Origin of the sequence: Priestia sp. Y58, assembly GCF_029522095.1 — a bacterium.
Classification (GTDB): Bacteria; Bacillota; Bacilli; order Bacillales; family Bacillaceae_H; genus Priestia; species Priestia megaterium_E.
On record NZ_JAKWFL010000006.1, the window covers coordinates 109,596 to 135,260 of the forward strand.

The 25,665-nt window shown below is 39.3% G+C and carries 26 protein-coding genes and 1 tRNA gene; 1 reads left to right on the plus strand and 26 read right to left on the minus strand.

The window, feature by feature from the left end:
* Window positions 1-15: 15 nt before the first annotated feature.
* The 14 genes from smpB to MMB68_RS18690 all read right to left on the minus strand — a co-directional run bounded on the left by smpB (window position 16) and on the right by MMB68_RS18690 (window position 14,759).
* Window positions 16-483: an SsrA-binding protein SmpB gene (gene smpB / locus MMB68_RS18625; protein WP_013059694.1), complete on the minus strand. Its 468-nt coding sequence runs from the start codon at window positions 481-483 to the stop codon at window positions 16-18.
* 145 nt (window positions 484-628) lie between these two features.
* Window positions 629-2,971: a ribonuclease R gene (rnr, locus tag MMB68_RS18630; RefSeq protein ID WP_277549246.1), complete on the minus strand. Its 2,343-nt coding sequence runs from the start codon at window positions 2,969-2,971 to the stop codon at window positions 629-631.
* A gap of 38 nt (window positions 2,972-3,009) precedes the next feature.
* On the minus strand, window positions 3,010-3,750 hold the full coding sequence (locus tag MMB68_RS18635; protein WP_221785824.1) for an alpha/beta hydrolase: 741 nt from the start codon (window positions 3,748-3,750) through the stop codon (window positions 3,010-3,012).
* 267 nt (window positions 3,751-4,017) lie between these two features.
* Complete coding sequence (gene secG, locus MMB68_RS18640; protein WP_014457843.1) at window positions 4,018-4,251, minus strand: preprotein translocase subunit SecG; 234 nt, start codon at window positions 4,249-4,251, stop codon at window positions 4,018-4,020.
* Between the two features lie 209 nt (window positions 4,252-4,460).
* The gene (gene eno / locus MMB68_RS18645) at window positions 4,461-5,756 is read right to left on the minus strand and encodes a phosphopyruvate hydratase (RefSeq protein ID WP_221785825.1); all 1,296 of its coding nucleotides are present in this window, start codon (window positions 5,754-5,756) and stop codon (window positions 4,461-4,463) included.
* Window positions 5,757-5,780: 24 nt separating this feature from the next.
* Window positions 5,781-7,313, minus strand: coding sequence for a 2,3-bisphosphoglycerate-independent phosphoglycerate mutase (gene gpmI / locus MMB68_RS18650; protein WP_116074735.1), 1,533 nt, complete (start codon window positions 7,311-7,313; stop codon window positions 5,781-5,783).
* Window positions 7,313-8,068, minus strand: a complete 756-nt coding sequence (gene tpiA, locus MMB68_RS18655) for a triose-phosphate isomerase (protein ID WP_013085385.1) — start codon at window positions 8,066-8,068, stop codon at window positions 7,313-7,315. The genes gpmI and tpiA overlap by 1 nt, the downstream gene beginning before the upstream one ends.
* A gap of 175 nt (window positions 8,069-8,243) precedes the next feature.
* The gene (locus MMB68_RS18660) at window positions 8,244-9,428 is read right to left on the minus strand and encodes a phosphoglycerate kinase (protein WP_217028886.1); all 1,185 of its coding nucleotides are present in this window, start codon (window positions 9,426-9,428) and stop codon (window positions 8,244-8,246) included.
* A gap of 309 nt (window positions 9,429-9,737) precedes the next feature.
* Complete coding sequence (gene gap, locus MMB68_RS18665; RefSeq protein ID WP_013059702.1) at window positions 9,738-10,745, minus strand: type I glyceraldehyde-3-phosphate dehydrogenase; 1,008 nt, start codon at window positions 10,743-10,745, stop codon at window positions 9,738-9,740.
* Between the two features lie 46 nt (window positions 10,746-10,791).
* Complete coding sequence (locus tag MMB68_RS18670) at window positions 10,792-11,820, minus strand: sugar-binding transcriptional regulator (protein WP_221785826.1); 1,029 nt, start codon at window positions 11,818-11,820, stop codon at window positions 10,792-10,794.
* A 133-nt stretch (window positions 11,821-11,953) separates the two neighbouring features.
* A complete protein-coding gene (locus MMB68_RS18675; protein ID WP_221785827.1) occupies window positions 11,954-12,202 on the minus strand; it encodes a glutaredoxin family protein in 249 nt (82 codons plus the stop codon).
* A gap of 12 nt (window positions 12,203-12,214) precedes the next feature.
* Window positions 12,215-13,525: an RNA polymerase factor sigma-54 gene (gene rpoN / locus MMB68_RS18680; RefSeq protein WP_028409645.1), complete on the minus strand. Its 1,311-nt coding sequence runs from the start codon at window positions 13,523-13,525 to the stop codon at window positions 12,215-12,217.
* Window positions 13,526-13,811: 286 nt separating this feature from the next.
* Window positions 13,812-14,486: a hypothetical protein gene (locus MMB68_RS18685; RefSeq protein ID WP_221785828.1), complete on the minus strand. Its 675-nt coding sequence runs from the start codon at window positions 14,484-14,486 to the stop codon at window positions 13,812-13,814.
* A gap of 201 nt (window positions 14,487-14,687) precedes the next feature.
* Window positions 14,688-14,759 (minus strand) — tRNA-Arg (locus tag MMB68_RS18690).
* A gap of 220 nt (window positions 14,760-14,979) precedes the next feature.
* On the opposite strand from MMB68_RS18690, the gene clpP reads away from it, so the two are divergent.
* Window positions 14,980-15,567, plus strand: coding sequence for an ATP-dependent Clp endopeptidase proteolytic subunit ClpP (clpP, locus tag MMB68_RS18695; RefSeq protein WP_013059707.1), 588 nt, complete (start codon window positions 14,980-14,982; stop codon window positions 15,565-15,567).
* Window positions 15,568-15,600: 33 nt separating this feature from the next.
* On the opposite strand, the gene MMB68_RS18700 is transcribed toward clpP, so the two are convergent.
* The 12 genes from MMB68_RS18700 to hisB all read right to left on the minus strand — a co-directional run bounded on the left by MMB68_RS18700 (window position 15,601) and on the right by hisB (window position 25,622).
* Window positions 15,601-15,858, minus strand: a complete 258-nt coding sequence (locus tag MMB68_RS18700; protein ID WP_025752593.1) for an HPr family phosphocarrier protein — start codon at window positions 15,856-15,858, stop codon at window positions 15,601-15,603.
* A gap of 25 nt (window positions 15,859-15,883) precedes the next feature.
* Window positions 15,884-16,828 carry a DNA-binding protein WhiA gene (whiA, locus tag MMB68_RS18705; RefSeq protein WP_013085390.1) on the minus strand — a complete coding sequence of 315 codons (945 nt, stop codon included), beginning with the start codon at window positions 16,826-16,828 and terminating at the stop codon, window positions 15,884-15,886.
* 33 nt (window positions 16,829-16,861) lie between these two features.
* Window positions 16,862-17,848 carry a gluconeogenesis factor YvcK family protein gene (locus MMB68_RS18710; protein ID WP_013085391.1) on the minus strand — a complete coding sequence of 329 codons (987 nt, stop codon included), beginning with the start codon at window positions 17,846-17,848 and terminating at the stop codon, window positions 16,862-16,864.
* Window positions 17,845-18,738, minus strand: coding sequence for an RNase adapter RapZ (gene rapZ / locus MMB68_RS18715; protein ID WP_013059711.1), 894 nt, complete (start codon window positions 18,736-18,738; stop codon window positions 17,845-17,847). The genes MMB68_RS18710 and rapZ overlap by 4 nt, the downstream gene beginning before the upstream one ends.
* A gap of 41 nt (window positions 18,739-18,779) precedes the next feature.
* The gene (locus MMB68_RS18720) at window positions 18,780-19,238 is read right to left on the minus strand and encodes an 8-oxo-dGTP diphosphatase (RefSeq protein ID WP_013059712.1); all 459 of its coding nucleotides are present in this window, start codon (window positions 19,236-19,238) and stop codon (window positions 18,780-18,782) included.
* Window positions 19,239-19,541: 303 nt separating this feature from the next.
* Window positions 19,542-20,495 carry a thioredoxin-disulfide reductase gene (gene trxB / locus MMB68_RS18725; protein ID WP_013059713.1) on the minus strand — a complete coding sequence of 318 codons (954 nt, stop codon included), beginning with the start codon at window positions 20,493-20,495 and terminating at the stop codon, window positions 19,542-19,544.
* A 111-nt stretch (window positions 20,496-20,606) separates the two neighbouring features.
* Entirely contained in the window at window positions 20,607-22,109 is a 1,503-nt protein-coding gene (locus MMB68_RS18730) for a tetratricopeptide repeat protein (protein ID WP_264408670.1), read from the minus strand.
* Between the two features lie 181 nt (window positions 22,110-22,290).
* Window positions 22,291-22,914, minus strand: a complete 624-nt coding sequence (gene hisIE, locus MMB68_RS18735; protein WP_013059715.1) for a bifunctional phosphoribosyl-AMP cyclohydrolase/phosphoribosyl-ATP diphosphatase HisIE — start codon at window positions 22,912-22,914, stop codon at window positions 22,291-22,293.
* Complete coding sequence (hisF, locus tag MMB68_RS18740) at window positions 22,911-23,669, minus strand: imidazole glycerol phosphate synthase subunit HisF (protein WP_221785830.1); 759 nt, start codon at window positions 23,667-23,669, stop codon at window positions 22,911-22,913. Before hisF ends, hisIE begins: the two co-directional genes overlap by 4 nt.
* On the minus strand, window positions 23,669-24,403 hold the full coding sequence (hisA, locus tag MMB68_RS18745; RefSeq protein WP_221785831.1) for a 1-(5-phosphoribosyl)-5-[(5-phosphoribosylamino)methylideneamino]imidazole-4-carboxamide isomerase: 735 nt from the start codon (window positions 24,401-24,403) through the stop codon (window positions 23,669-23,671). Before hisA ends, hisF begins: the two co-directional genes overlap by 1 nt.
* Complete coding sequence (gene hisH, locus MMB68_RS18750; protein ID WP_221785832.1) at window positions 24,390-25,037, minus strand: imidazole glycerol phosphate synthase subunit HisH; 648 nt, start codon at window positions 25,035-25,037, stop codon at window positions 24,390-24,392. Before hisH ends, hisA begins: the two co-directional genes overlap by 14 nt.
* Entirely contained in the window at window positions 25,038-25,622 is a 585-nt protein-coding gene (gene hisB / locus MMB68_RS18755) for an imidazoleglycerol-phosphate dehydratase HisB (RefSeq protein WP_277549247.1), read from the minus strand. It abuts the gene before it with no gap.
* Window positions 25,623-25,665 lie beyond the last annotated feature (43 nt).

Consider the following 25,665-nt stretch of genomic DNA (forward strand, 5'->3'; position numbering starts at 1 on the left):
TAAGATTTTGTAATGTCACATCTTTTGACGATCACGAAATGCTCGTTCGATATCGCGCTTCGCTTCTTTTCGCTTTAAGTCTTCACGCTTGTCATATTTCTTTTTACCCTTACCAAGCCCTAGTAAAACCTTTGCGTATCCATTTTTTAAATACACTTTTAAAGGAACTAATGAATAACCCGTTTCTTTTGAATAGCCAATTAGCTTGCTGATTTCACGCTTATGCAGCAATAGCTTTCGTGTACGCAACGGCTCATGATTATATCGATTTCCTTGTTCGTAAGGACTAACGTGCATATTGTGTAGAAATACTTCTCCGTTTTGCACACGAGCAAAAGAGTCCTTTAAATTTACACGCCCATTACGAATTGATTTGATTTCCGTTCCTTGTAGAACAATACCCGTCTCATATGTTTCTTCAATAAAAAAGTCGTGGCGGGCTTTTTTGTTTTGTGCAATTAATTTCCCTTCACCTTTTGGCATAAAACGTTCCTTCCCTTCAGCCGTACTTACGTATATGTATGATATTATGTATTATTTTACTGTATGGAAATCTAAACAACAACTAAAACGTTTAATGGAGCTGTTTTGAAGCAGAAGGACTATCCTTCTGCTTCACTGCTGTCGATTATTTACGCTTTTTCTTTTTGCGCTTAACATTTGGGGCACCCTCGAAGAATCTTTTTTTCTTTTTCTTCTTTGGACTTTGAGTAGACCACTCTTCATTTTTGCTTCGGCTGCCCTCACGACCTTTTCCTTTGTCATCTTTGCGTGACTTTTGTTTTGCTTTAATCACTTTAGGACGGTCTTTAGATAAGCGTTTGCGACTTTCTTTCATTCCTACAATAATAAAGTCAACTGAACGCTCGTCTTTATTCACATCGGCAACTTTCACTTCAATTTCGTCTCCAATTCGGAAGACATTGCCCGTTTTTTCTCCAATCATCGCATAGTGACGTTCGTCGTAACGATAATAGTCATCTGTTAAGTCACTGACGTGAACTAAACCTTCAATCGTATTTTCTAGCTCCACGAACATTCCAAAGTTAGTAACAGAGCTAATAATACCATTAAATACTTCCCCAACTTTATCAGCCATAAACTCAGCTTTTTTCATATCGTCCGTTTCCCGCTCAGCGTCAACTGAACGACGTTCCATATTAGAAGAATGCTCAGCAACATCAGGCAGAAGCTCGCGCCATTTTTCTTGCGTTTGCTGATCTGTTTTTCCTTCAATTAAATACGTGCGAATGAGACGATGAACGATTAAATCCGGATAACGACGGATTGGAGACGTAAAATGCGTATAGAACTCAGCTGATAAACCAAAGTGACCTAAACTTTCTGCTTCATATTTCGCTTGTTTCATCGAACGAAGCATAACAGTTGAAATAACCATCTCTTCAGGCGTACCTTTTACTTCTTCTAAAATATCCTGCAGTGCACGCGGATGAATATCGTTTCCTGTTCCTTTCACCGTGTAACCAAAGTTTGTAATGAACTCTAAGAAACGAGTAAGCTTCTCTGCATCTGGATCTTCATGAATACGATAAATGAATGGTACGTTCATCCAGTGAAAATGCTCTGCTACTGTTTCATTCGCCGCTAGCATAAATTCTTCGATTAGCTTTTCAGCAACCGAACGTTCACGCAAAATAACATCGTGAGGATGGCCATCATCGTCTACTAATACTTTTGCTTCTTTGAAATCAAAATCAATGGCACCGCGATCCATTCTCTTTTTACGAAGAATAGCTGCCAGCTTTTCCATACGCTCAAACATCGGAACAATTGGCTCGTAGCGTTCTAACACTTCTTCGTCTTTATCCACTAAGATTTTGTTAACGTCTGAATACGTCATTCGTTCTGTCGTTTTGATGACACTTTCAAAAATCTCATGTTTCACTACTTCACCCTGTGAATCGATTTCCATCTCACAAGAAAGCGTAAAACGGTTAACTTTTGGATTTAATGAGCAAATTCCATTAGATAAACGGTGAGGAATCATCGGAATAACTCGGTCTACTAAATAGACGCTTGTTCCGCGCTCTGCTGCTTCTATATCAATCGGAGAACCTTCTTTAACGTAGTGACTTACATCTGCAATATGGACGCCTAATTTGTAGTTTCCATTTTCAAGCTCTGTAACTGTTACCGCGTCATCCAAATCTTTTGCATCTGCTCCGTCAATGGTTACAATGACTTGATCACGAAGATCACGGCGGTTGCCGATATCTTTTTCGTCAATCGTTTCAGGTGTATCAATTGCTTGTGTTAAAGCATCAGCAGGAAATTCTTGAGGAAGACCGTGCTTATGGATAACAGAAATGATATCGATCCCGGGATCGTTTTTATGTCCAAGGATTTGAACCACTTTTCCTTCTGCATTCATGCGGCCTTCCGGATAGGTTGTCAGTTCTACTACTACTTTATGCCCTTCAACTGCACCGTTTCTTGCTGATTTGGGAATAAAGATATCACCTGCAATTTTTTTGTCATCCGCAATCACAAAGCCAAAATTTTTGCTTTGCGTATACGTACCTACAATTTGCTGAGTACCTCGTTCTAAGATTTTTACAATGGTTCCTTCACGACGAGCACCTGATGATTCTAATGACACTCTTGCAAGCACAATATCTCCGTGCATAGCATTGTTTGTTTCGGTAGGGGGAATAAATACATCACCCGCATCTTTTTCTTCAGGAACTACGAACGCAAACCCTTTTGCATGTCCGCTTACTTTCCCTTTGACAAAATTCATTTGTTCCGGCAGCCCGTAGCGATCGTTTCTTGCTCGGATAATTAAACCCTTCTCTTCCATAATAACAAGTGCCTTTACAAACTCTTTGAATGACTCTGCATCCTCAGTGTTGAATTCTTTTGCAAGCTCTTGGACAGTCAAAGGTTTATAATTATCCCTTTTCATAAAATCCAATATTTCATTTATATAGGGCTGATTTTCTTCTTTCACATCATGTCCCTCCTTTTTCTTTATTCGTATTATCTCTATCACCAATCAAGTGATTCCAAAAATGCATATACATCCTCATGAAGCTGATCACGCTCTTTATCAAAGGTAATGGTATGACCAGATTCTTCGTACCATTTTATATCTTTTGTAGGAGACTCGACGCTATTATAAATAATATTGGCGCTGTCTGTATTAATCATATGATCATGACGACCTTGTACAACAAATGTCGGTGCATAAATCATATCTACTGAATTTCGCACTTCAGCGATTAATTCCTGTAAAGACTTTAATGTGTTCATTGGTGTTTGCTTGAATTCTTCCATTTCTTGTTCAATCTGTTCAGACGATTTACCTTCACGCTTTTTATATTCGCGTGCATACGCTAAAACACCTTCATACATGACTTCTTCACTCTTTATATACATAGGGGCGCACATAGGCACAATACCCTTTATAGGTACAGTGTAACCTAATTTCAGTGAAAATACGCCACCTAGTGAAAGACCTACAGCGGCAATACTTTCATGACCTTTGCTTTTCAAAAAATCATAGCCGTCCATGACATCTTTCCACCAATCTTTTGGACCAGTATGAACAAGTTCTTCAGGCGCTACGCCATGTCCTTTGTAATGAGGTGCGTGGCATGTGTATCCTTTTTTCTCTAAAAAACGACCTAACATACGAACATCAGCAGAATTTCCGGTAAAACCATGAAGTAATAAAACAGCTTTTTCGCCGCCTTCAAATGTAAATGGCTTTGGTTGTGCAATTTTCATATATCATTTAACTCCTTTTAGTTATAATATCTGCAGTCCTAATAGAAAAAAACATGTATTTATGTGACGGCCATCACATAACAAGAGATGGAGCCATCCACTTTTACGCTTTTATACTATATTTAGTACTTTTTTCTAAAGCTATATTATATCATTACTTAAAAATGAAATTAAAGTATTCAACACGCCCATTAAAAAACCACCTAATACATAAGTTGGTATACACCAAGTACATATGCATTAGGTGGCAGTCTATCCAGTAACATATTAAAGTTTGAAATAAGATACAGCAAGTGTTAACGCAAAGAATAAGATAGATAACACTACTGTCAAACGGTGTAAAACTAAGTCAATTCCACGTGCTTTTTGTTTCCCAAATAACGTTTCAGCTCCACCGGAAATAGCTCCAGATAATCCAGTAGTTTTACTTGATTGTAAAACGACCACAACAATCAAAGCAATTGAAACAATCACTAGCAAAGTAATCAGCAATGTATGCACTAAGACACACCTCCTACACCAAGTAATAGTCAATCAGCGGGGTTTCTTCATCCCTTCTGATTGGCATTACCGGGGATAAAGTACGCGCACTACGCTAAAGTTAATTTATCATAAAAAACCCTCTCGTACAAGTAATGGCAGTGAAATACACCGGATTTTAACGTAAAAAAACGGATGACAATCGTCATCCGTTTCTTTATACTTTCAACTTATTTTTTTAAGTTGTAGAAAGATTTAGCGCCATCGTATACAGCTAGAACACCTAGCTCGTCTTCGATACGTAGTAATTGGTTGTATTTCGCAATACGATCTGTACGGCTCATAGAACCAGTTTTGATTTGACCAGCGTTTGTTGCAACAGCGATATCAGCGATTGTTGCATCTTCAGTTTCACCAGAACGGTGAGAAACTACTGCTGTGTAACCAGCACGTTTAGCCATTTCGATAGCTTCGAACGTTTCAGTTAATGTACCGATTTGGTTAACTTTGATAAGGATAGAGTTACCTACGCCTTGTTCGATACCTTGAGCAAGTTTTTTCGTGTTTGTTACGAATAGATCGTCACCAACAAGCTGTACTTTGCCGCCAATGCGCTCAGTTAATAGCTTGTGACCATCCCAGTCATTTTCGTCTAATCCGTCTTCGATTGAAACGATTGGGAATTCGTTAACTAACTGCTCGTAGAAATCTACCATTTCAGCAGAAGTTACGCCTGTACGGCCTTCGCCTGCTAAGTCATATTTACCAGTTTCTTTGTTGAAGAATTCAGAAGAAGCAACGTCCATACCTAATTGGATGTCTTGACCAGCTTTGTAGCCAGCTTTTTCGATTGCTTCAACAATTACTTCTAATGCTTCACGGTTAGAACCAAGGTTTGGAGCGAATCCACCTTCGTCACCTACAGCTGTGTTTAAGCCTTTTGCAGATAAAACAGATTTTAACGCGTGGAATACTTCAGCACCCATACGGATTGCTTCTTTGAATGTAGGAGCTCCTACAGGTAAAATCATGAACTCTTGGAAGTCAACGTTGTTATCAGCATGAGAACCACCGTTGATGATGTTCATCATTGGAGTTGGTAATTGCTTCGCGTTGAATCCACCAAGATAACGGTATAATGGAAGACCTACGAAGTCAGCCGCTGCGTGAGCTACTGCCATAGATACACCAAGGATAGCGTTAGCACCTAATTTACCTTTGTTTTCCGTACCATCTAGCTCAATCATAAGGCGGTCGATACCGATTTGATCAGTTGCGTCCATACCTACTAATTCAGGAGCGATAATTTCGTTTACGTTTTCTACTGCTTTTAATACACCTTTACCTAGGTAGCGAGATTTGTCACCATCGCGTAATTCTACTGCTTCGTGTTCACCAGTAGAAGCACCACTTGGTACGATTGCGCGTCCGAAAGCGCCTGATTCAGTATATACTTCCACTTCAACTGTTGGGTTACCGCGAGAATCTAATACTTCGCGTGCATAAATGTCAAGAATTGTTGGCATTTTAAAACTCTCCTTTATAATTAATTATTTAATTAATGTTTTACCTGTCATTTCTTTTGGCTGTGCTACATCTAGAAGAGTAAGCATTGTAGGAGCTAGATCCCCTAGAATACCGTCTTCACGAAGCTCTAAGCCTTGTTTTGTTACAATTACTGGAACAGGATTCGTTGTATGAGCCGTCATTGGATTACCTTCAAGTGTAATCACTTCATCAGCATTACCATGGTCTGCTGTGATAATTGCTGTACCGCCTTTAGCTAAAATTGCATCTACAATTTTGCCTAAGCACTCATCTACTGTTTCAATTGCTTTTACCGTTGGTTCTAACATACCTGAATGACCTACCATATCAGGGTTTGCAAAGTTTAATAAAATAGCGTCCTGCTTATCGCCTTCGATTTCTGCAAGCAACGCGTCCGTCACTTCATAAGCACTCATCTCAGGTTTCAAGTCATATGTTGCTACTTTTGGTGAATCGATTAAGATACGTGTTTCACCAGGAAACTCTGCTTCACGTCCACCGCTCATAAAGAACGTTACGTGAGGATATTTTTCCGTTTCAGCAATACGAAGCTGCTTTAAGTTATTTTGAGATAATACTTCACCAAGCGTATTATCTAAGTTGATTGGCTTAAAGGCTACATATCCGTCAACTGTTTCGCTGAAGTGAGTTAGACATACAAAATGTAAGTTTTTCGGATGTTTCTCACCGCGATCAAATGAGCGGAAATCTTCGTTTGCGAACGTATTTGAAATTTGAATTGCGCGATCCGGACGGAAGTTGTAGAAAATGACTGCATCTTCGTCTTGAATTGTCGCAACTGGCGATCCGTCTTCTTTTGTAATAACAGAAGGTAAAACGAATTCGTCATAGATTCCATTTTCATATGAATCTTTTACGCACTCTTCAGCGCTTGTATATGATGGACCTTCACCGTACACCATTGCGCGGTATGATTTCTCTACGCGCTCCCAGCGTTTGTCGCGGTCCATTGAGTAGTAACGTCCTGAAAGTGTTGCAATTTCACCAACGCCGTACTCTTCAATTTTTTCATTAAGTTCTTTTAAATACGTTTCAGCAGATTGAGGTGCTACGTCACGACCATCTAAGAAGCCATGAATGTAGACTTTTTCTAAGCCTTCACTCTTAGCTAGACGCAATAATGCATAAAGATGTTCAATATGACTGTGTACACCGCCATCAGATAAAAGCCCGAAAAGATGAAGGTTTGTACCCTTTTCTTTTGCGTGCTTTACAGCTGCTAGAAGCGTTTCGTTTTGTTCAAACTCGCCTTCACGAATTGCTACGTTTACACGAGTTAAGCTTTGGTACACAATTCGGCCTGCGCCGATGTTTAAGTGACCTACTTCAGAGTTACCCATTTGGCCTTCTGGTAAGCCTACAGCTTCTCCAGACGCCTGAAGTGTAGCATGAGGATACTCGTTCCAGAAACGGTCGAAGTTTGGTTTTTTTGCATGTGTTACCGCATTACCTTTATCTTCATCGCGTAATGCAAAACCATCTAAGATGATTAATGCTACTGGCTTTTTACTCATTACTTACCAGCCTCCAAAAGCTGTAAGAAAGAATCTGCTTCTAAGCTTGCTCCACCTACTAAAGCTCCGTCAATGTCTGATTGAGACATATATTCTTTAATATTAGCAGGTTTTACGCTACCGCCGTATTGAATACGTACAGCATCTGCAACATCTTGAGAGAATTGTTCTGCAACAACGCTACGGATGTATGCACAAACTTCGTTTGCACCTTCAGCAGTTGAAGATTTACCTGTACCGATTGCCCAGATTGGCTCATATGCGATAACCGTTTGTTTTACTTGCTCATCAGTTAGACCAGCTAATGCTTTTTGTACTTGATTAGCTACAACTGTTTTTGTTTGATCTTGTTCGTACTCTTCGTTTGTTTCACCGCAGCAAACGATTGGTGTTAAGCCGTGTTTGAATGCAGCAATTGTTTTTTGGTTTACTGTTTCGTCCGTTTCAGCAAACATTTCACGACGTTCAGAGTGTCCTAAAATTACGTAGTTCACACCTAAGTCTGCTAATGCAACAGGGCTCACTTCTCCAGTGAACGCACCGTTTTCTTCAAAGTGCATGTTTTGTGCACCAATTTTTAAGTCTGTGCCTTTAGTCGCTTCTACTAGACGATCTAAAAATAGTGCAGGTGCACATACTACTGAATCTACGCTTTCAGGAGATGGTACTGCTCCTTTTACTTCTTCAACAAAGCTAGTTGCTTCAGAAAGTACTTTGTTCATTTTCCAGTTTCCTGCAATAATTGGTTTACGCATGTGTAACACCGTCCTTTGTTTATTGTGGGTTTTCACTTCACGCGTTAGATGTCCAAGAGGGTGCTGTTAAAAGTGATTCGGTCCCTTTTATCTCTTGGTCATCCTTCTTCGCTGCTTGATAATTATTTATATTATCAGTCGTCAGGTCGGTCCTCCGTCTTACTGAAACATAAACTTACTTATCGTTTAGTGCAACTACGCCTGGAAGTTCTTTACCTTCCATAAACTCTAGTGACGCACCGCCACCTGTAGAAATATGGCTCATTTTATCAGCTAGGTTGAATTTTTCAACAGCTGCTGCAGAATCTCCTCCGCCGATTACTGAATATGTGTCAGTTGCTTCTGCTAAAGCTTCAGCTACTGCTTTTGTTCCGTTAGCAAATGCGTCTAATTCAAATACACCCATTGGTCCATTCCAAATAACTAACTTAGAGTTTTTGATTACGTCAGCATAGATTTCACGCGTTTTCGGTCCTGCGTCTAAGCCTTCCCAATCGCTTGGAATATCTTCAATTGATACAACTTGAGTATTAGCATCATTTGAGAAGTCATCTGCTACTACCACGTCCACTGGCATGTAGAAGTTTACTCCGTTTTTCTTAGCTTTTTCCATGAAAGATTTTGCAAGTTCAATCTTGTCTTCTTCAAGAAGTGATTTACCTACTTCATGGCCTAGTGCCTTAATAAATGTGTAAGAAAGTCCTCCACCGATGATTAAGTTATCTACTTTATCAAGCAAGTGGTCAATTACACCGATTTTGTCTTTAACTTTTGCTCCACCAACGATTGCAGTAAATGGACGTTCTGGGTTCGATAATGCTTTTGAAAGCACATCAAGCTCTTTTTCCATTAAGAAACCTGCTACTGCTGGAATGTGTTGAGCAATTCCTTCTGTTGAAGCATGCGCACGGTGAGCTGCACCGAATGCATCGTTTACGTATACATCTGCTAATTCAGCAAACGCTTTTGCTAATTCAGGATCGTTTTTCTCTTCGCCTGGGTAAAAACGTACGTTTTCAAGTACTAAAACATCGCCTTCGCTCATGCCGTCGATTGTTTTCTTTACTTCTTCACCAAAAGCTTCGTCAGCTTTTGCAACGTCTTTACCAAGAAGAGCTTGTAAACGTTCTGCAACAGCATTTAGACGTAATTCTTCAACAACTTCGCCTTTTGGACGTCCAAGATGGCTAGCTAAAATTACTTTTGCACCTTGTTCTACTAAATATTGAATAGTAGGAACAGCTGCACGAATACGAGTTTCGTCTGTTACTTTTCCGTCTTTCATTGGTACGTTAAAGTCTACGCGACAAAATACTCGCTTTCCTTTTACATCGATGTCTTTCAACGTTTTTTTGTTCATCGTTAAAAGGCCTCCTTAAGTATTTATGGTACTAAGCAAGTAGGCTTCTATGTAATCATCAATCCACAGACCAACGTACATTTCATTTTATATATTGGCGCCTTTCTATATAAAGTGAAACTCAAGTTAGCTGTTTATGACGCTTTTTCATGTAGAAGCCAATACATAAATCAAGGAAGAGGGGGTATGCCCCTCTCTTCCTTAGCAAGTCTTATTATAGTCGTTCTATTTTCAGATATCCAATAAAAAAGGAAAGTCTAGTCGATTTCTGTCTTATTGAATCAAATAGAAGCGAATTTTAAGTTATTCTTATAGTCCTTTAGCAGCGATGTATTGAGCAAGGTCTACTACACGGTTAGAATATCCGCTCTCGTTATCGTACCAAGAGATAACTTTAACCATGTTACCTTCCATTACCATTGTAGATAATGCATCGATTGTAGAAGAGTTGATGTTACCGTTGTAGTCACCAGATACTAGTGGCTCTTCGCTGTAACCAAGGATACCTTTAAGATCGCCTTCAGCAGCTTCTTTAAGAGCGTTGTTTACATCTTCAACAGTTACTTCTTTATCAAGTTCAGCAACTAAGTCTACTAAAGAAACGTTTGGAGTTGGAACACGCATAGCTCCACCGTTTAATTTACCTTTTAATTCAGGTAATACTAGAGATACAGCTTTAGCAGCACCAGTTGAAGTTGGGATGATGTTTTCAGCAGCTGCACGAGCACGACGGTAATCTTTGTGTGGTAAGTCTAAGATTTGTTGGTCGTTTGTGTAAGAGTGAACTGTTGTCATCATTCCGCGTTTAAGACCGAACTTGTCGTTTAACACTTTAGCAAATGGCGCTAAGCAGTTAGTTGTACAAGAAGCATTTGAAATTACGTTGTGGTTAGCTGCATCGTATTTGTCTTCGTTAACACCCATTACGATTGTGATGTCTTCATCAGATGCTGGAGCAGAGATAATTACTTTTTTAGCTCCTGCTTCTAAGTGTTTTGCAGCGTCAGCGCGTTTTGTGAAGAATCCAGTAGATTCAACAACGATTTCTACGCCTTGTTTGCCCCAAGATAATTGAGCTGGGTCACGTTCAGCAGAGATTTCGATTGTTTTACCGTTTACTACTAAGTTGCTACCATCTACTACTACTTCTGCATCTAATTTTCCGTGTACAGAATCATATTTTAAAAGGTGAGCAAGCATGTTAGCATCTGTTAAGTCGTTGATTGCTACTACTTCAACGTTATCATTTTTTAAAGCTGCGCGGAATACATTACGGCCGATACGACCAAATCCGTTAATACCAATTTTTACTGCCATGGGTATTTCCTCCTTGAATGTAAAAAGTATTTTTTTATATGAGGGATTAATTAAAATCCCTTACTAACTCTTTTGCGGCGCCTTCATCTGTAATGAGAATCGAATCATGCGCTTGTTGCATAAACGCTTTAATTGCCTTTGCTTTTGATGAACCTCCTGCAACAGCAATAACACATTTATTGTTCTTTAAATCATCGAGTTGTATGCCAACTGTTTTAACTTTATGAACAACTTCGCCTTGATGATTAAAATAGTATCCAAATGCCTCACCTACAGCATGTCCATTTTTCACTTTTTCTAAGTCAGCTTGTGGTGTTTTACGGCGTTCTGCCATTGTCATAGCGTCTCCTATTCCGTGAACAACCATACCAGCGGACTTGATTAAATGAAGCATGTCTTTAATAGATGGCTCACCGATAATGGATCGGTATGCTTCATCACTAAGCTGATCTGGAACATGAAGCAAGCGATAGTGACTCATGGACTTTTCAGCCATCTTAGCACAAATCGTGTTTGCTTGGTTTTGTACATTTTCACCTAGCCCTCCGCGAGCAGGTACAAAAAGTACATCAGGGTGTTTTGAATCAGGTGTCATCATTTCGGCAACGGCGGCAAGCGTTGTACCACCTGTAACAGCAACGGTATTTTTTTCACCAACAAGGCGCTCCTTGATACACGAAACAGATGCTCGACCCATTTCATTTTTGACCCAAGGAGACTGATCACTATCTCCAGATACAACAACAACTTCTGATAAAGAAAACGCCTCTTTTAATGTTGTTTCCAATAATCGAAGTCCTGAAACTTCCTTCATTACTTCTTCTAATTCAGCTAGAAGTAGTTCTCCCTGGTTTGTAAGCGTCATCCCACTAGGGTAAATGTCAATCAAATCTTGTTCTTTTAAGAATGTTACTTCGCTTCGTAACACACGCTCTGTTAGCCCAAGGCTTACAGCTAAGTTTCTGCGGCCAATCGGCTGCATTAAACGTATGTATTGCAAGATTTGATAGCGCTTTTGCATAACTGAGAGAAGTTCAGGTAATAATTTTCGTTGTACTTCTATTAAAGAACGCATGTTAAAATCCCCTTAAGGCATAAACTTGCTGGACATATTTTGTCCCATATAGACATATTATGTCCCACCTTGCGCAAAAAAAATTCACCCTGCTACAAAATCTATTCTAACAGGAGTGAATCCTTTATTCAACTCATGTGTTGCCTATTTTTAAAAGTAAGCGTTTTCTTAATGGAATACCTGTTATTTTTCCATATTCGACTTCTTCTCCGTCCATTTCTACTACAGGAATCGCAAGGTGATACTTTTCCAGCCACTCATCGTTTTTGTAAATGTCTCGTTCAATAAGCTGAAAGGGAAACTCAGACTGCATCTCTGCAAGCAGCTTCTTTGCATCATCGCATAAATGACAGCTATTTTTGGTATACAGTACGACTTCCACATTCTCACTCCTTTACTGCGTGACAAAAAGTTTTCGTTGGCTGGATGGTAAAACGTTTAATTGATCTCGGTATTTGGCTACCGTTCTTCTTGAAATAGTAACGTTATAATTGCTTTGCAAGACGTTAGCCAACTGCTGATCTGAAAGCGGACGCTGTTTGTTTTCTTCTGATACTAGCTTTTTAAGCAGTTCTTTTACGTGAGTTGTAGAAGTCGCTTCGTTGTTGCCCAGTTGAATACTAGTTGAGAAAAAAGATTTCATTGAAAAAGTGCCAAAAGGCGTTTGAATATATTTGTGCCGAGTAGCACGACTAATCGTTGATTCATGCACAGACGTTTGTTCCGCTACTTCCTTCATTGTTAAGGGCTTCAAATACGAAGGACCCTTTTTAAAAAATGCTTCTTGTTCAACGAGTAAGGTATTCATTAATGCGTTTAATGTATCTTTGCGTGTGTGTAAACTTTTCATAATCCATTGGAATTCACGATATTTCTCTTGTAAATAAGAAAACATTTCTTGGTTTTGCCTGTTTTTCAGCTGAAGTTTGTATTGTTCATTCACTGAAAGGCGAGGTTCCAAATCCTCATTTGCATAAGCAACGACATTTCCATCTTCAATTTTTACAATAAAATCCGGTACAATGAATCGTTCATTGGACTTCATATAAAATGATCCAGGACGAGGATTTAATTTCTTAATCTGTTCATGTAATTGTTGAAGAGCTTCAAGTGAGATTTGACATAACTTTGAGATTTTCATCCATTTTTTATACGCAAATTCCTCAAAATGATGTGTCAAAATTTGCTCTATTTTTTCTGTCCATTGATTACTTCTTTTTAATTGAAGCATTAAGCACTCTTGTAAACTTCTCGCCCCTACTCCTGCCGGGTCCATCTGCTGCACAAGCTGGAGAGCCTTTTCAACCTGCTCTTGATCTTGACCAAGCTGGTTAGCAAGTATAATTAACTCATCATGCAAATAGCCAGCATCATCCAGGCTATTAATAACAAACTCAACGGCTGCCTGCTCACATTCATCTAACTTTAATAATGCGGATTGATTCATTAAATGTTCGTACAGCGTTTCTTTAGGAGCTGGTATACTGCTCATATAATCTGTTGAATCAGAAGTTGCATGATTTTTTTGATTGTGAGATGTATAGACGGGCAGCTCTGAAAAATCTATAAGCGGATTTTGAAGCGCCTGCTCATGTAAAAACGCTACAATATCCATCGATGAATATTGTAAAAGAGAAATAGCTTGTGATAATTCTTTTGACATCGTCAGCTTTAACGACTGCTGCTGAAATAATCCAATCTCCATTATTTCTCCCCTCCCCTTCATCTATTTTACTATAAAAACGCTTTCAAAGAGCATGTAACTATTTTTTATATGTAATTTTTTCATCAAAAAATCTCCGTCAACCTTTGTTAACGAAGCGCTTCATCCTATTTTTACTTACTAACCATCAAAAAAGTAATAGAGCTATGCACTTTTATAACTTTTCATTATAATTCACACCAGCCACATGATCCAAGTAATAATCCGACATGACGTTTTCTTCGTCATGTCGAATTCTCTGCATGTGTATAATATATAGAAAAATTGCTTATTGAATGGTTTGTGCCATTTGCATAAACTTGTTCAAGTTTTCTTCGTCATTTTTCGTGAAGATGGTTAGCTTCATTGGTTTCTTTCCTTTAACCAGCACGGCCTTTACCGTATGATCGCCAGATGTGGCTTCATACCAAACAGAATCTTTGAAGATTCCATTCTCTTCAAGATTCTTTTTCTCTGCTGCATTTTTATTAACTGCTGTTGCCGTTTGTTTAACAGATTGAGCAGCGTCGTCCAGCGATGCTTCTGATGAAAGCATTTCAATACGCATAAATTGAGAATCATCTGAAGTTAATACTAACGCATCTTTTCCTGGTTCTTCACCCGTTAGTTTATAACCGTCCATTACTTGAATAGAATAATCTTGTTCTGGGCTTTTTGTTAATTTTGTTTCTGAAGAAGACGTTGACTGTCCATCTTCCGCTGTTTTGCTAGTTGATGATTGACTTCCTGAAGGTTTGGCTGAGACCTCGGAAGAATCCGCATCTTTTTTCGAATCTTCTTTTGCAGCGCCTGATGTTTGATCAGATTTAGAAGCCTTATCCTGCTGAACATTTTCTGCTTGATCATTAGACTTTGGCTGAGCAGAATCTTCGTTCGTCCCGCATGCAGACAGCAATAGTGCTACCGATGCACTGACAATGAAAAGTTTGTTCACATATTTCATATTTATTCCTCCTCCGTGTTTCTTTTCCTTATATACTGTTTTATAGTATTCTGACAAATTCTGCAACCGGTACAATGGAATTAATTTCTTGCTTCCTTGCGCGTATAAAGGGTTAGAGGAGAAAAATAAATATTATTTTTTGAGAATATGAGCCTTTTTACTCAAAATAAAAAACGTTGCGTAATCCGCAACGTTTTAAGACGCCCTCGACAGGATTCGAACCCACCCTAAGAGAACCGGAATCTCTTGTGCTATCCACTACACTACGAGGGCATATTTGTCACAACTTCCATTATAGGAGAGAAAACTTCTCTTTTCAATAGAATACTACGTTTATTTTTTTTAGAAGGGGGAAAAATTTTAATAATGTCAAAGAGGAATACATAGTCTTTTAAGCGAATATGTGTAGTAGAGGTTCTTTTGTTTGACCTTTATTGACCATACGTGTATTATAGGTACATAACAAATTATTCTTGTTAAGGAGGAATTTAATATGAACTTAATTCCTACAGTTATTGAACAAACAAACCGTGGTGAACGTGCTTATGACATTTATTCACGTTTATTAAAAGACCGCATTATTATTTTAGGTAGTGCTATTGACGATAATGTAGCTAACTCAATCGTTTCTCAGCTTCTATTCTTAGCTGCTGAAGACCCAGAAAAAGATATCTCACTTTATATCAACAGTCCAGGTGGCTCTATTACAGCTGGAATGGCTATCTACGATACGATGCAATTCATTAAGCCAAAAGTTTCTACAATTTGTATCGGTATGGCTGCATCAATGGGTGCTTTCTTACTGGCTGCTGGTGAAAAGGGCAAACGTTTTGCTCTTCCAAACAGCGAAGTAATGATTCATCAACCTCTTGGTGGTGCTCAAGGACAAGCTACTGAAATCGAAATTGCGGCAAAACGTATTCTATTCTTACGCGAAAAACTAAATTCAATTTTAGCTGAGCGTACAGGTCAACCGTTAGAAGTGCTACAACGTGATACAGATCGTGATAATTTCATGACTGCTGAACGCGCTTTAGAATACGGTCTAATTGACAAAGTATTAGAAAACGACCCTAAATAAAAAAAAGCCTTTCCCGCAGCGGGAAAGGCTTTTTTATGCATCGTTCTCTACGTAAGCTACTAACGCATCCATTGCTTCTTTTTCATCTACCCCTTCAACAATGAGCGTAATGAGAGAACCATTATTAATCGCTAAGCTCATTAACCCCATGATACTTTTAGCGTTGACTATTTTCTCATCTTTCTTCAAGTACACATCAGATGTAAAACGAGTTGCTTCTTGCACAAACAGTGCTGCAACACGAGCTTGTAATCCCGTTTTTAATTTTACTTCTACTTGTTTTTCCATGATAAAATCCTCCCCCTTGCAATTCCCCTTATGTGACTGGCTGACCGGCGCGAAGCTTGTCTGCTATTTGGTCAATTTTACGCAACCGATGGTTAATGCCCGATTTGCTAATTTGACCTCCAGATACCATCTCACCAAGCTCCTTTAACGTAACGTCTTGGTATTCCACACGCAAACGAGCAATTTCTCTTAGCTTTTCTGGTAAGATGTCTAATCCAGCTGTTTCATCAATATAACGAATGTTTTCCACTTGACGAATAGCCGCTCCGATCGTTTTATTTAAGTTAGCTGTTTCACAATTAACTAAGCGATTAACGGAATTTCGCATATCTCGGACGATTCTTACATCCTCAAACCGTAACAGAGCGTTATGGGCTCCAATGATATTTAGAAACTCCGTAATTTTTTCAGCTTCTTTCAAATAGTTAATATAGCCTTTTTTCCGTTCTAATGTTTTACTATTCAATTGAAATTCGTTCATTAAATTGCATAAAGCTTCGTTGTGCTCTTCATACAATGAAAAGATTTCAAGATGGTACGATGATGTCTCTGGGTTATTAATAGAACCGCCCGCTAAAAATGCGCCTCTTAAGTAGGATCGCTTACAGCATTTTTTTTGTACTAGCTCTGGTGAAATACGATGTGTAAACGTGAATCCTTCTTCTACAATTTTCAAGTCTTCCAAAAGCATTCTCGTTTTTTCTACTAATCGAACAATATACACATTGTTTTTCTTCAACCGCATTTTCTTACGCACAAGCAGTTCTACTGACACATCATAATTTTTCTTAAGCAGGACATAAATGCGCCGAGCAATCGCTGCGTTTTCTGTTTGAACATCAACCGTGAATTTTTTATTCGAAAAAGAAAGTGAACCATTCATTCGAATTAATGCAGAAAGCTCTGCTTTTGCACAGCAATCTTTGACTTCTAAATTCGTTAACTCTTTTTTTGTTTCTGATGCAAATGACATAACTTCACCTCCAATCTACATACGGAAATAGTGTTAAACACCCGTATTCGCTTTACCTTGCAGCGATGTCAGCATAGAATACACAAGCTTTGCTACTTTTTTTGTATCATGCCTAATTACGCTGCCGTCATACTGAATAATTTGATCTTCAATCACTTCTAACCCTAATTTTAGCAATACTTCACGATCATATTCTACAGGCTGAGCCTGCTCTACTTGATATTTCTTTTTCAAAGGTGCTGGAATAGGTGCATTATTGACGATAATCGCATCTAAAAATGCACACGGCATATGATTGTAAAGCGCTTTAATATGATCACTTGCCTTAAAGCCCAATGTCTCACCCGGCTGCGTCATCACGTTGCATACGTACACTTTCTTTGCTTTTGTCGAACAAAGCTCGTTACAAATATCTTGCACCAGTAAATTCGGCAAAATACTTGTATAAAGACTTCCGGGCCCCAACACAATTAAATCAGCTCGTCGAATCGCTTTTATTGTCTCGACAAGCGGTTTCACATCGGCGGGCGATAAAAATACTTTATTAATTTTTTTATTAACTTCTGGAATTTTAGATTCACCTGTTACGATGGATCCATCTTGCATCTCTGCATGCAGCACCACACTTTGATTAGCTGCTGGAAGTACTTTCCCTCTGACGTTTAGTACTTTGCTCATTTCTCGTATAGCATGCACAAAATCGCCAGTAATAGACGTCATAGCTGCAAGCAACAAATTGCCAAGAGAATGGCCTGTAAGCTCATTTCCTGTATCAAATCGATGCTGAAAAAGCTCTTCAACTAGTGGTTCTACATCAGATAAAGCAACTAGCACATTTCGAATATCACCAGGAGCAGGGATTTCAAGTTCATCGCGCAATCGGCCAGAACTTCCCCCGTCGTCTGCTACGGTTACGATGGCTGTAAGATCAAGAGGGTATTCCTTCAACCCTCTTAACAGCACTGGTAAACCCGTTCCTCCCCCAATGACGACAACTTTTGGAAGCTGTTCACTGCTCATCTATGATTTTCCTTTCTCCTCTCAATGTCACGATGAGAAATATGAGTTTTGTATTCATTCTGGAAATGGTGACCTAAATATTCAGCTAGTGTGACGGAGCGATGCTGTCCGCCTGTGCATCCTATAGCAATAACCAGCTGGCTTTTACCTTCTCGCTTGTACTGTGGAAGCATAAACGAAAGTAAGTCTACTACTTTTTCAATGAACTTTTGAGTTTCCGTCCATTTTAATACGTAAGAAGAAACCTCTTCTTCAAGCCCCGTTTTCGGACGCATATGGTCAATGTAGTGAGGGTTTGGCAAAAAGCGCACATCAAAGACTAAATCAGCGTCAATAGGCACCCCGTATTTAAAACCAAACGACATCACATTAACAGTAAAAACCTGTGAAGCGTGCGACGAAAACTGAGTTAAAATTTTTTCTCTAAGCTCTCTTGGTTTTAACTCTGACGTCTCATAAATAAGCTGAGCTCTTCCCTTTAACTCCTCAAGAAGCTCGCGCTCCATACCAATTCCTTCTAAAGGTAAACCCGAAGGAGCTAGCGGATGTGAACGTCTCGTTTCTTTGTAGCGCGTCACCAATACAGAATCTTTTGCATCTAAAAATAAAATTTGTGGCGTGACCCACGTTGTTTCACTCATGTTATCTAATGCTTCAAACAGGCTTTCAAAAAACTCTCTGCCTCGCAAGTCCATAACAAGAGCAACTTTATTCATTTTATTCCCTGACTCTTTCATGAGTTCTAAAAATTTCGGTAGCAATGTAGGGGGTAAATTATCTACACAAAAGAACCCTAAATCTTCAAAACTCTGAATTGCTACTGTTTTCCCTGCACCTGACATTCCAGTAATAATCACTAATTGAATATCGCTTACAGACCCAGTACTCATTTTCCATCCCCCTCAATCTATGCAAACATGTCTATTTATCATTAACAAGGATCAATTCGATAAGATAATAACTCGAAATCCGTTGTATACGTAAAGTTGCCATAAATAACACCCGACCCTTTTGCTACATAATCGATAATGTGATGATCTCCCGGTGCCATCGGCAATTCACTTACTTCACTCAAATTATGCCAACCGAGTTTGCCTTCTTCTGATTCTAGCACATTTGTCCCATCAAAATCTGTAGCAAAAAAAGTAAACATCATCCATTCAGATGAAATTTGATCGTTTTCTTTCATCGTAAAAGTAAAGATACCTTTTACAGTGGGATTTTTCAAATAAATTCCCGTTTCTTCACGAAATTCTCTTACAACAGAGTCTTTTACAGATTCTCCTTGCTCCATTTTCCCACCCGGGGCCACCCACCAGTTTCTTCGTGGCTTTTGAAGCAACAATACTTTATCATCTTTCATTAATACACAATTTGTGACCCTTTGCATGTTTTCCACCTCATCATATGTATACTGACATTTTCTTTTATTATACTACGAAACAAACTTCTCTCACAACGGAGATGAACTAACTATTACTAAATTTTCTGAAAATAATCCATTGCTGTTATATACGTAAATTCAATCTGTTATAGTCACAAAAAAGAGGCATAGGAACACGTCCTATGCCCGACATACATATATTTTATAAAAGGGGGTCAATTACTATCTATATAGTAACCCATCAATGTTTCACAGGTGTTACAGAACAGTTAAAACCGAATTACGTTTTGTAAAAGATTGATTTCAGCCTTATTGCTGAATAGCTTTTAACTTTTCTTTTAACTCTTCTACATAGTGCTGAGCCGCTTGAGCAGCAATGCTGCCATCGCCTGTAGCTGTTACAATTTGACGAAGAGCCTTTTCACGAACGTCTCCAGCTGCGAACACACCTGGTACTTTTGTTTCCATTTGCTCGTTCGTTTCAATATATCCTTCTTTATTCGTGATGTTTAGGCTTTCGAATGGTTTTGTTAGTGGAACCATTCCAACATAAATGAATACGCCGTCCGCACCGAACTCGCGCTCTTCACCTGTTTTTGTGTCTACTAACGTTACGCTGCCTACTTTACCGTCTTTTTCATTTACTTCTTTGACCGTTGTATTCCAAATAAAGTCAACTTTTTCGTTATCAAATGCACGCTGCTGTAGGATTTTCTGCGCGCGAAGCTCATCGCGTCGGTGAATAATTGTTACTTTTGTTGCGAAGCGTGTTAAATATACGCCTTCTTCAACCGCAGAGTCTCCACCGCCTACAACGACTAGCTCTTTGCCCTTAAAGAATGCGCCGTCACATACCGCACAATAAGATACGCCGCGGCCGCCTAGTTCTTTTTCTCCTGGCGCACCTAATTTTTTATATTCAGCACCAGTAGCAACGATTACTGAACGTGTTTTATATTCTTTGCTGCCTGCACGAACTGTCTTGTATTCTTCTCCGTCGATGATTTCTTTAATATCACCGTACGCATATTCCGCACCGAATTTTTTTGCATGCTCAAACATTTTGTTAGAAAGGTCAGGACCAAGGATATGATCATAACCTGGATAGTTTTCTACATCTTCCGTATTAGCCATTTGACCGCCTGGAATTCCTCGTTCAATCATTAGTGTTGATAAATCTGCACGAGATGTATATACGGCAGCAGTCATACCTGCTGGGCCTGCCCCAATAATAATGACATCATAAATTTTTTCTTCTGTCATTTCTTTACACTCCTTTTAGGAAATTCCTTCGTAGTTGATTCCAAATTTATGGATAATTATTTCGTTACCACTATCCTAATATGTTCTTCCTATTATCGTCTATTTTTTTGCTCAATTTAATAACGTATTCACAATTTTACTGTACTTTCTCACTGTTGCAGCGGAAATGGAATATTGTTTTGCCGCATCGGCTTGAGTAATAGACTGGTTTTGTTCTTTCGCCCATATATATGTGACGGCTGCGGCCCATGCATTTACGTTCACATGCTGAAAATCATAGGATTGTTTATATACCTGTACATATACATAAAACCAAAAGCTTAAAAGATCCTGGATATCACTTTCAGTCTGCGATTCCATCTCCAGCTCAATAACATCTGCCACCTCAAAAATCACATGGTGTTTATCCTGCCATACATACGTATATACTTCATCTAAAAGTGTACTCATATGTATGGACGACTTGATTTCTTCTAAAAGAAGCAGACGCTGTTGTTCAGGAAGCTTCTTCGCCATATACAGACTGTAAAGCTGATCATGAACATTTTTTGTTGCACATTTCTTTTTCGCTGTAACATCCACTTTCGATTGAAAAACCTTCGCAGCTTTTTGACTGATGCGCCAAGGCTCCTCTCCTTCTTTATCAGGAACGTCTTCCAATGCCAGCTTCCACATTTCTTTAGCGAACGCTTCACGTCCAGTATAGTAAGAGGCATATGAGAGCCAATAATGAAATGAGTTGTCTCCTTGAAATCCTTGTGTATAAAGCTTTTTTAACCATCTGTATGATAGTTTGTATTGACCAATCAACGCAAATGTTGCTCCAAGCTTATAGCGGTGTTCAAAGGACATCGGATAAACGCGGCTAAGCCCGTCTGTAAGCTCCTCAACTTCTTTTTGCTTATGGCAATAATAATAGAAAATCAGCTGATTGCATAACGCATGAAGATTTCCAGGGTTTTTCTCCAATACTTCATTCAGCAAATCCATTGCCTCATCAATTTTATTTAAATAAAAATAAGCTAACGCTAAATTATTATATGCAGACCAGAATTCTGGATACTCATCAATTATTTCAGTTAACAAATCCACTGCTTCTTCAAAATTCGTTGCTTCAAGCAGTCTTTTTGCTTGTTCTTGTTTTATAATCAGCATGTCGCCTAGCTGACTTTTAGGCTCTTCATCTTCTTCATCCACATCAATTGATAGTAAATCTAACAGATCTGTAGCCGATCGAAAGAGGTCACCATTTGGAAAATGCTCAATGTAATACATCGCGTATTTTTTTGATTCTTCAAACAGTCCAAGATGCGCATAGCTGTTGGCTATATAGTAGTAACAGCTTCCTAATGTATCGTCCATATGATGAATCACATGGAGAAAAAGCTCGTTGGCATCTTGATAATCTCCCCGCTCCGTTAAAGCTACTCCAACGTTTGTAAGAAGCTGTGGATTACGGGCATTTTCTTTGTTTGCACGCGTTAAATACTTGAGCGCTTTATCTGACTCCTCTTCTTCAAACGCCTGCAGCGCTTTTTCGAAATAGAAGTCACCCGTTTGCGAAAATGGAATTACTTGTGCCATTTTTTGAATTACTTTTGAGTGTTTTTCCATTAAGCCCTCCAAATAAGTTGATAATTTCGACGTTCGTAGTATATCACATTTGCCAAGAAGTTTAATACCTCTATTCAAAAAAGGAGCCTGCAAGCAGTCGTTTCTTGACGCAAATAAGAGAAGGTTTTGCCTCTTTTATCTAAAATGAGACAACTCCTTCTCTCTTTTCACTATGTAGCTATTAGCTAGAGTGACGCTCTTTTAATACTGATAGGACATCGTCTAAAGGCAGCTTTTGCTCACGAAGTAAAACAAGTACGTGGTACAATAAATCTGCAACTTCCCACTTCAGCTCATCATGGTCACGATTTTTTGCTGCAATAATGACTTCACCAGCTTCTTCTCCTACTTTTTTGAGGATTTTATCTACGCCTTTATCAAACAAGTACGTCGTATAAGCTCCTTCTGGCATTTCAGCTTCACGCTTAGCGATTACTTCTTCTAGCTCATTAATAATAGCAAACCGATTATCATTTTGTTTATTTTCACCAAGAATTGTTTCATTAAAACAGCTGTAAGCCCCCGTATGACAAGCAGGACCTTGAGGCTCCACTTTTACAACAAGAGAATCAGCATCACAGTCATATGCCATGCTTACAATCTTTTGTGTATTTCCTGAGGTTGCGCCTTTGTGCCACAACTCTTGTCGAGAACGGCTGTAAAACCACGTTTCACGTGTATCAATTGATTTTTGAAGTGATTCTTCGTTCATATAAGCCAATGTTAAAACTTCTTTGCTCACAGCATCTTGTACAATAGCTGGTACAAGTCCATCACTGTTGAATTTAATGTTTTCAATCGTCATCGAATGCTCACTCCTTGTTGTTTTGCATAGCTTTTAATTTCTTTTACAGATGTTTCTTTATAGTGAAAGATCGAAGCCGCCAAAGCCGCGTCAGCTTCTCCTTTTTCAAACGCATCGACAAAATGTTGACCATTTCCTGCGCCGCCAGAAGCAATAACAGGAACACTCACCGCTTGGCTAACTGCTTTGGTTAATGCTAAGTCAAACCCTGACTTTTCGCCGTCTTTATCCATACTCGTTAACAAGATCTCACCCGCACCGCGCTTCACTGCTTCTCTTGCCCAGTCGATTACTTCCCAGTCCGTTGCGTTGCGGCCTCCGTGTGTATAGACTCGCCATGATTGTAAACTTTCATCGTACTTAGCATCGATGGCTACCACAATACACTGAGCCCCAAAAAAGTCGGACCCTTCTGTAATCAGTGCTGGATTGAGTACGGCCGCTGTATTTAATGACACTTTGTCTGCACCAGCACGAAGCATTCTCTTCATATCTTCTAATGCATTAATTCCTCCGCCCACCGTAAAAGGAATCGCTAGATGAGATGCTACTTCTTCTACAACATGTACCATTGTTTTGCGTCCTTCATGAGAAGCAGAGATATCTAAAAAGACTAATTCGTCTGCGCCTTCTTCATCGTAAAATTTCGCCAACTCTACAGGATCTCCTGCATCTCGAAGTTCCACAAACTGAACTCCTTTTACCACACGGCCGTCCTTTACATCTAAACAAGGAATGATTCGTTTTGTAATCATTACGCTTTCACCTCTTGAAGTGCTTCAGCTACTGTAAACTTATTTGTATAAAGTGCTTTTCCTACAATCGCACCAATAACGCCGTCAGCTTCATATTTCTTTAGTGCATCTAGATCAGCAAGTTTACTAACTCCACCTGATGCAATCACACCTTTTCCCGTAGCCTTAGCCATTTCAACAATCCCTTCCACATTAGGACCAGACAGCATGCCATCCGTAGAAATATCCGTGAAAATAAATGTTTGCGCACCAGCATTAGCCAATTCTTTTCCTAGTTCTGTCGCTTTGATTGTAGATGTTTCCACCCAGCCTTCCGTCGCAACATAGCCATCACGTGCATCAATACCAATAGCAATACGTGCACCATATTCCTTCAGCATTTTTTTCACAAATTCAGGATTAGAAATAGCTGCACTTCCTAAAATAACGCGGTCAATTCCGTTTTCTAAATAGTAAGCAACATCAGCTTCTGAGCGAATGCCTCCTCCAATTTGCACACGTACATTTAATTTCTTTTTCACGCCTAGCACAAATTCATCATTCACGCGCTTGGCCGCTTTTGCGCCGTCTAAATCAACCATGTGAATCCACTGAGCGCCTTCACTTGCGAATTGTGTGGCCATATCTACCGGAGAATCTCCGTACACCGTTTCTTTTGTGTAATCTCCTTGAAGCAAACGGACGCACTTTCCTCCGCGCATATCAATGGCTGGATATATTTCAAATTTGCTCATACGATGGGCTCCTTTTCTCTACGAAGTTTGCATAATTTTGCAGCATTTGCATTCCGATTTCACTGCTTTTTTCAGGGTGGAATTGAGTACCAAATACGTGTTCTTTTCCAACAACTGCTGGAACTTCAACGTCATAAGGACTTGTTGCTAAAAGCACGTCTTGGTCATTTGTTTTTACGTAATAAGAGTGAACAAAGTACACGTGTCCTTCACTGATTCCATCAAGCAGAGCAGACGGCTGATGAAAATCTAAAGAGTTCCAGCCCATATGCGGAACTTTATATGTCTGTCCTTCGGCAGTAATGCCGGGAATACGCTCGACTCTTCCTTTTAACAGTTCCAGCCCTTTTGTTACGCCGTTCTCATCGCTTTCTTCAAATAAAAGCTGCATACCTAAACAAATTCCAAGCAAAGGCATTCCTTTTGCTACTTCTTCTTTAATAAAGTCCGTCAGCTTTGTTTGATTCAGCTGTTCCATCGCATCTTTGAATGCTCCAACTCCGGGAAGGATCAGCCCTTTTGCCTTTCTTAGTTCTGCCGGATCTGCGGAGATAATATAGTCATAGTTTAATCGTTCAAGAGCTTTACTTACGCTGTATAAGTTGCCCATCCCATAGTCGATAATTCCAATCATTTACAACATCCCTTTCGTCGAAGGCACACCTTTGACACGCGGATCAATCGTTGTCGCTTCGTCCAAAGCACGTGCTAAAGCCTTAAATACCGCTTCAATAATGTGGTGTGTATTTTTACCGTAGTGTACAATTACATGTACATTCATGCGAGATTCTAATGCAAATTTCCATAAAAATTCATACACAAGTTCTGTATCAAATGTACCGACGCGCGACGCGGGAATGTCACCTTTAAATTCAAAATGAGGACGATTGCTTAAATCCACTACAACTTGAGCCAACGCGTCATCCATTGGTACAAAAGCATTTCCATAGCGCTTAATTCCTTTTTTATCACCGAGCGCTTGTTTGAACGTTTGACCAAGGCAAATACCGATATCTTCCGTTGTATGGTGATCATCTATCTCCGTGTCTCCATCTGCTTTTACATCAAGGTTAAATTGTCCGTGTTTTGTAAATAAATCGAGCATATGATTTAAAAAAGGAACGCCTGTATCAATGTTCGCTTTTCCTTCTCCATCGATTCCAATCGCTAATGCAATATCCGTTTCGTTTGTTGTACGTTTAATACTTGACTCTCTCATTGTGAAACTCCTTTCAACTGTGCATGTAATAAGTAAAGAAAAG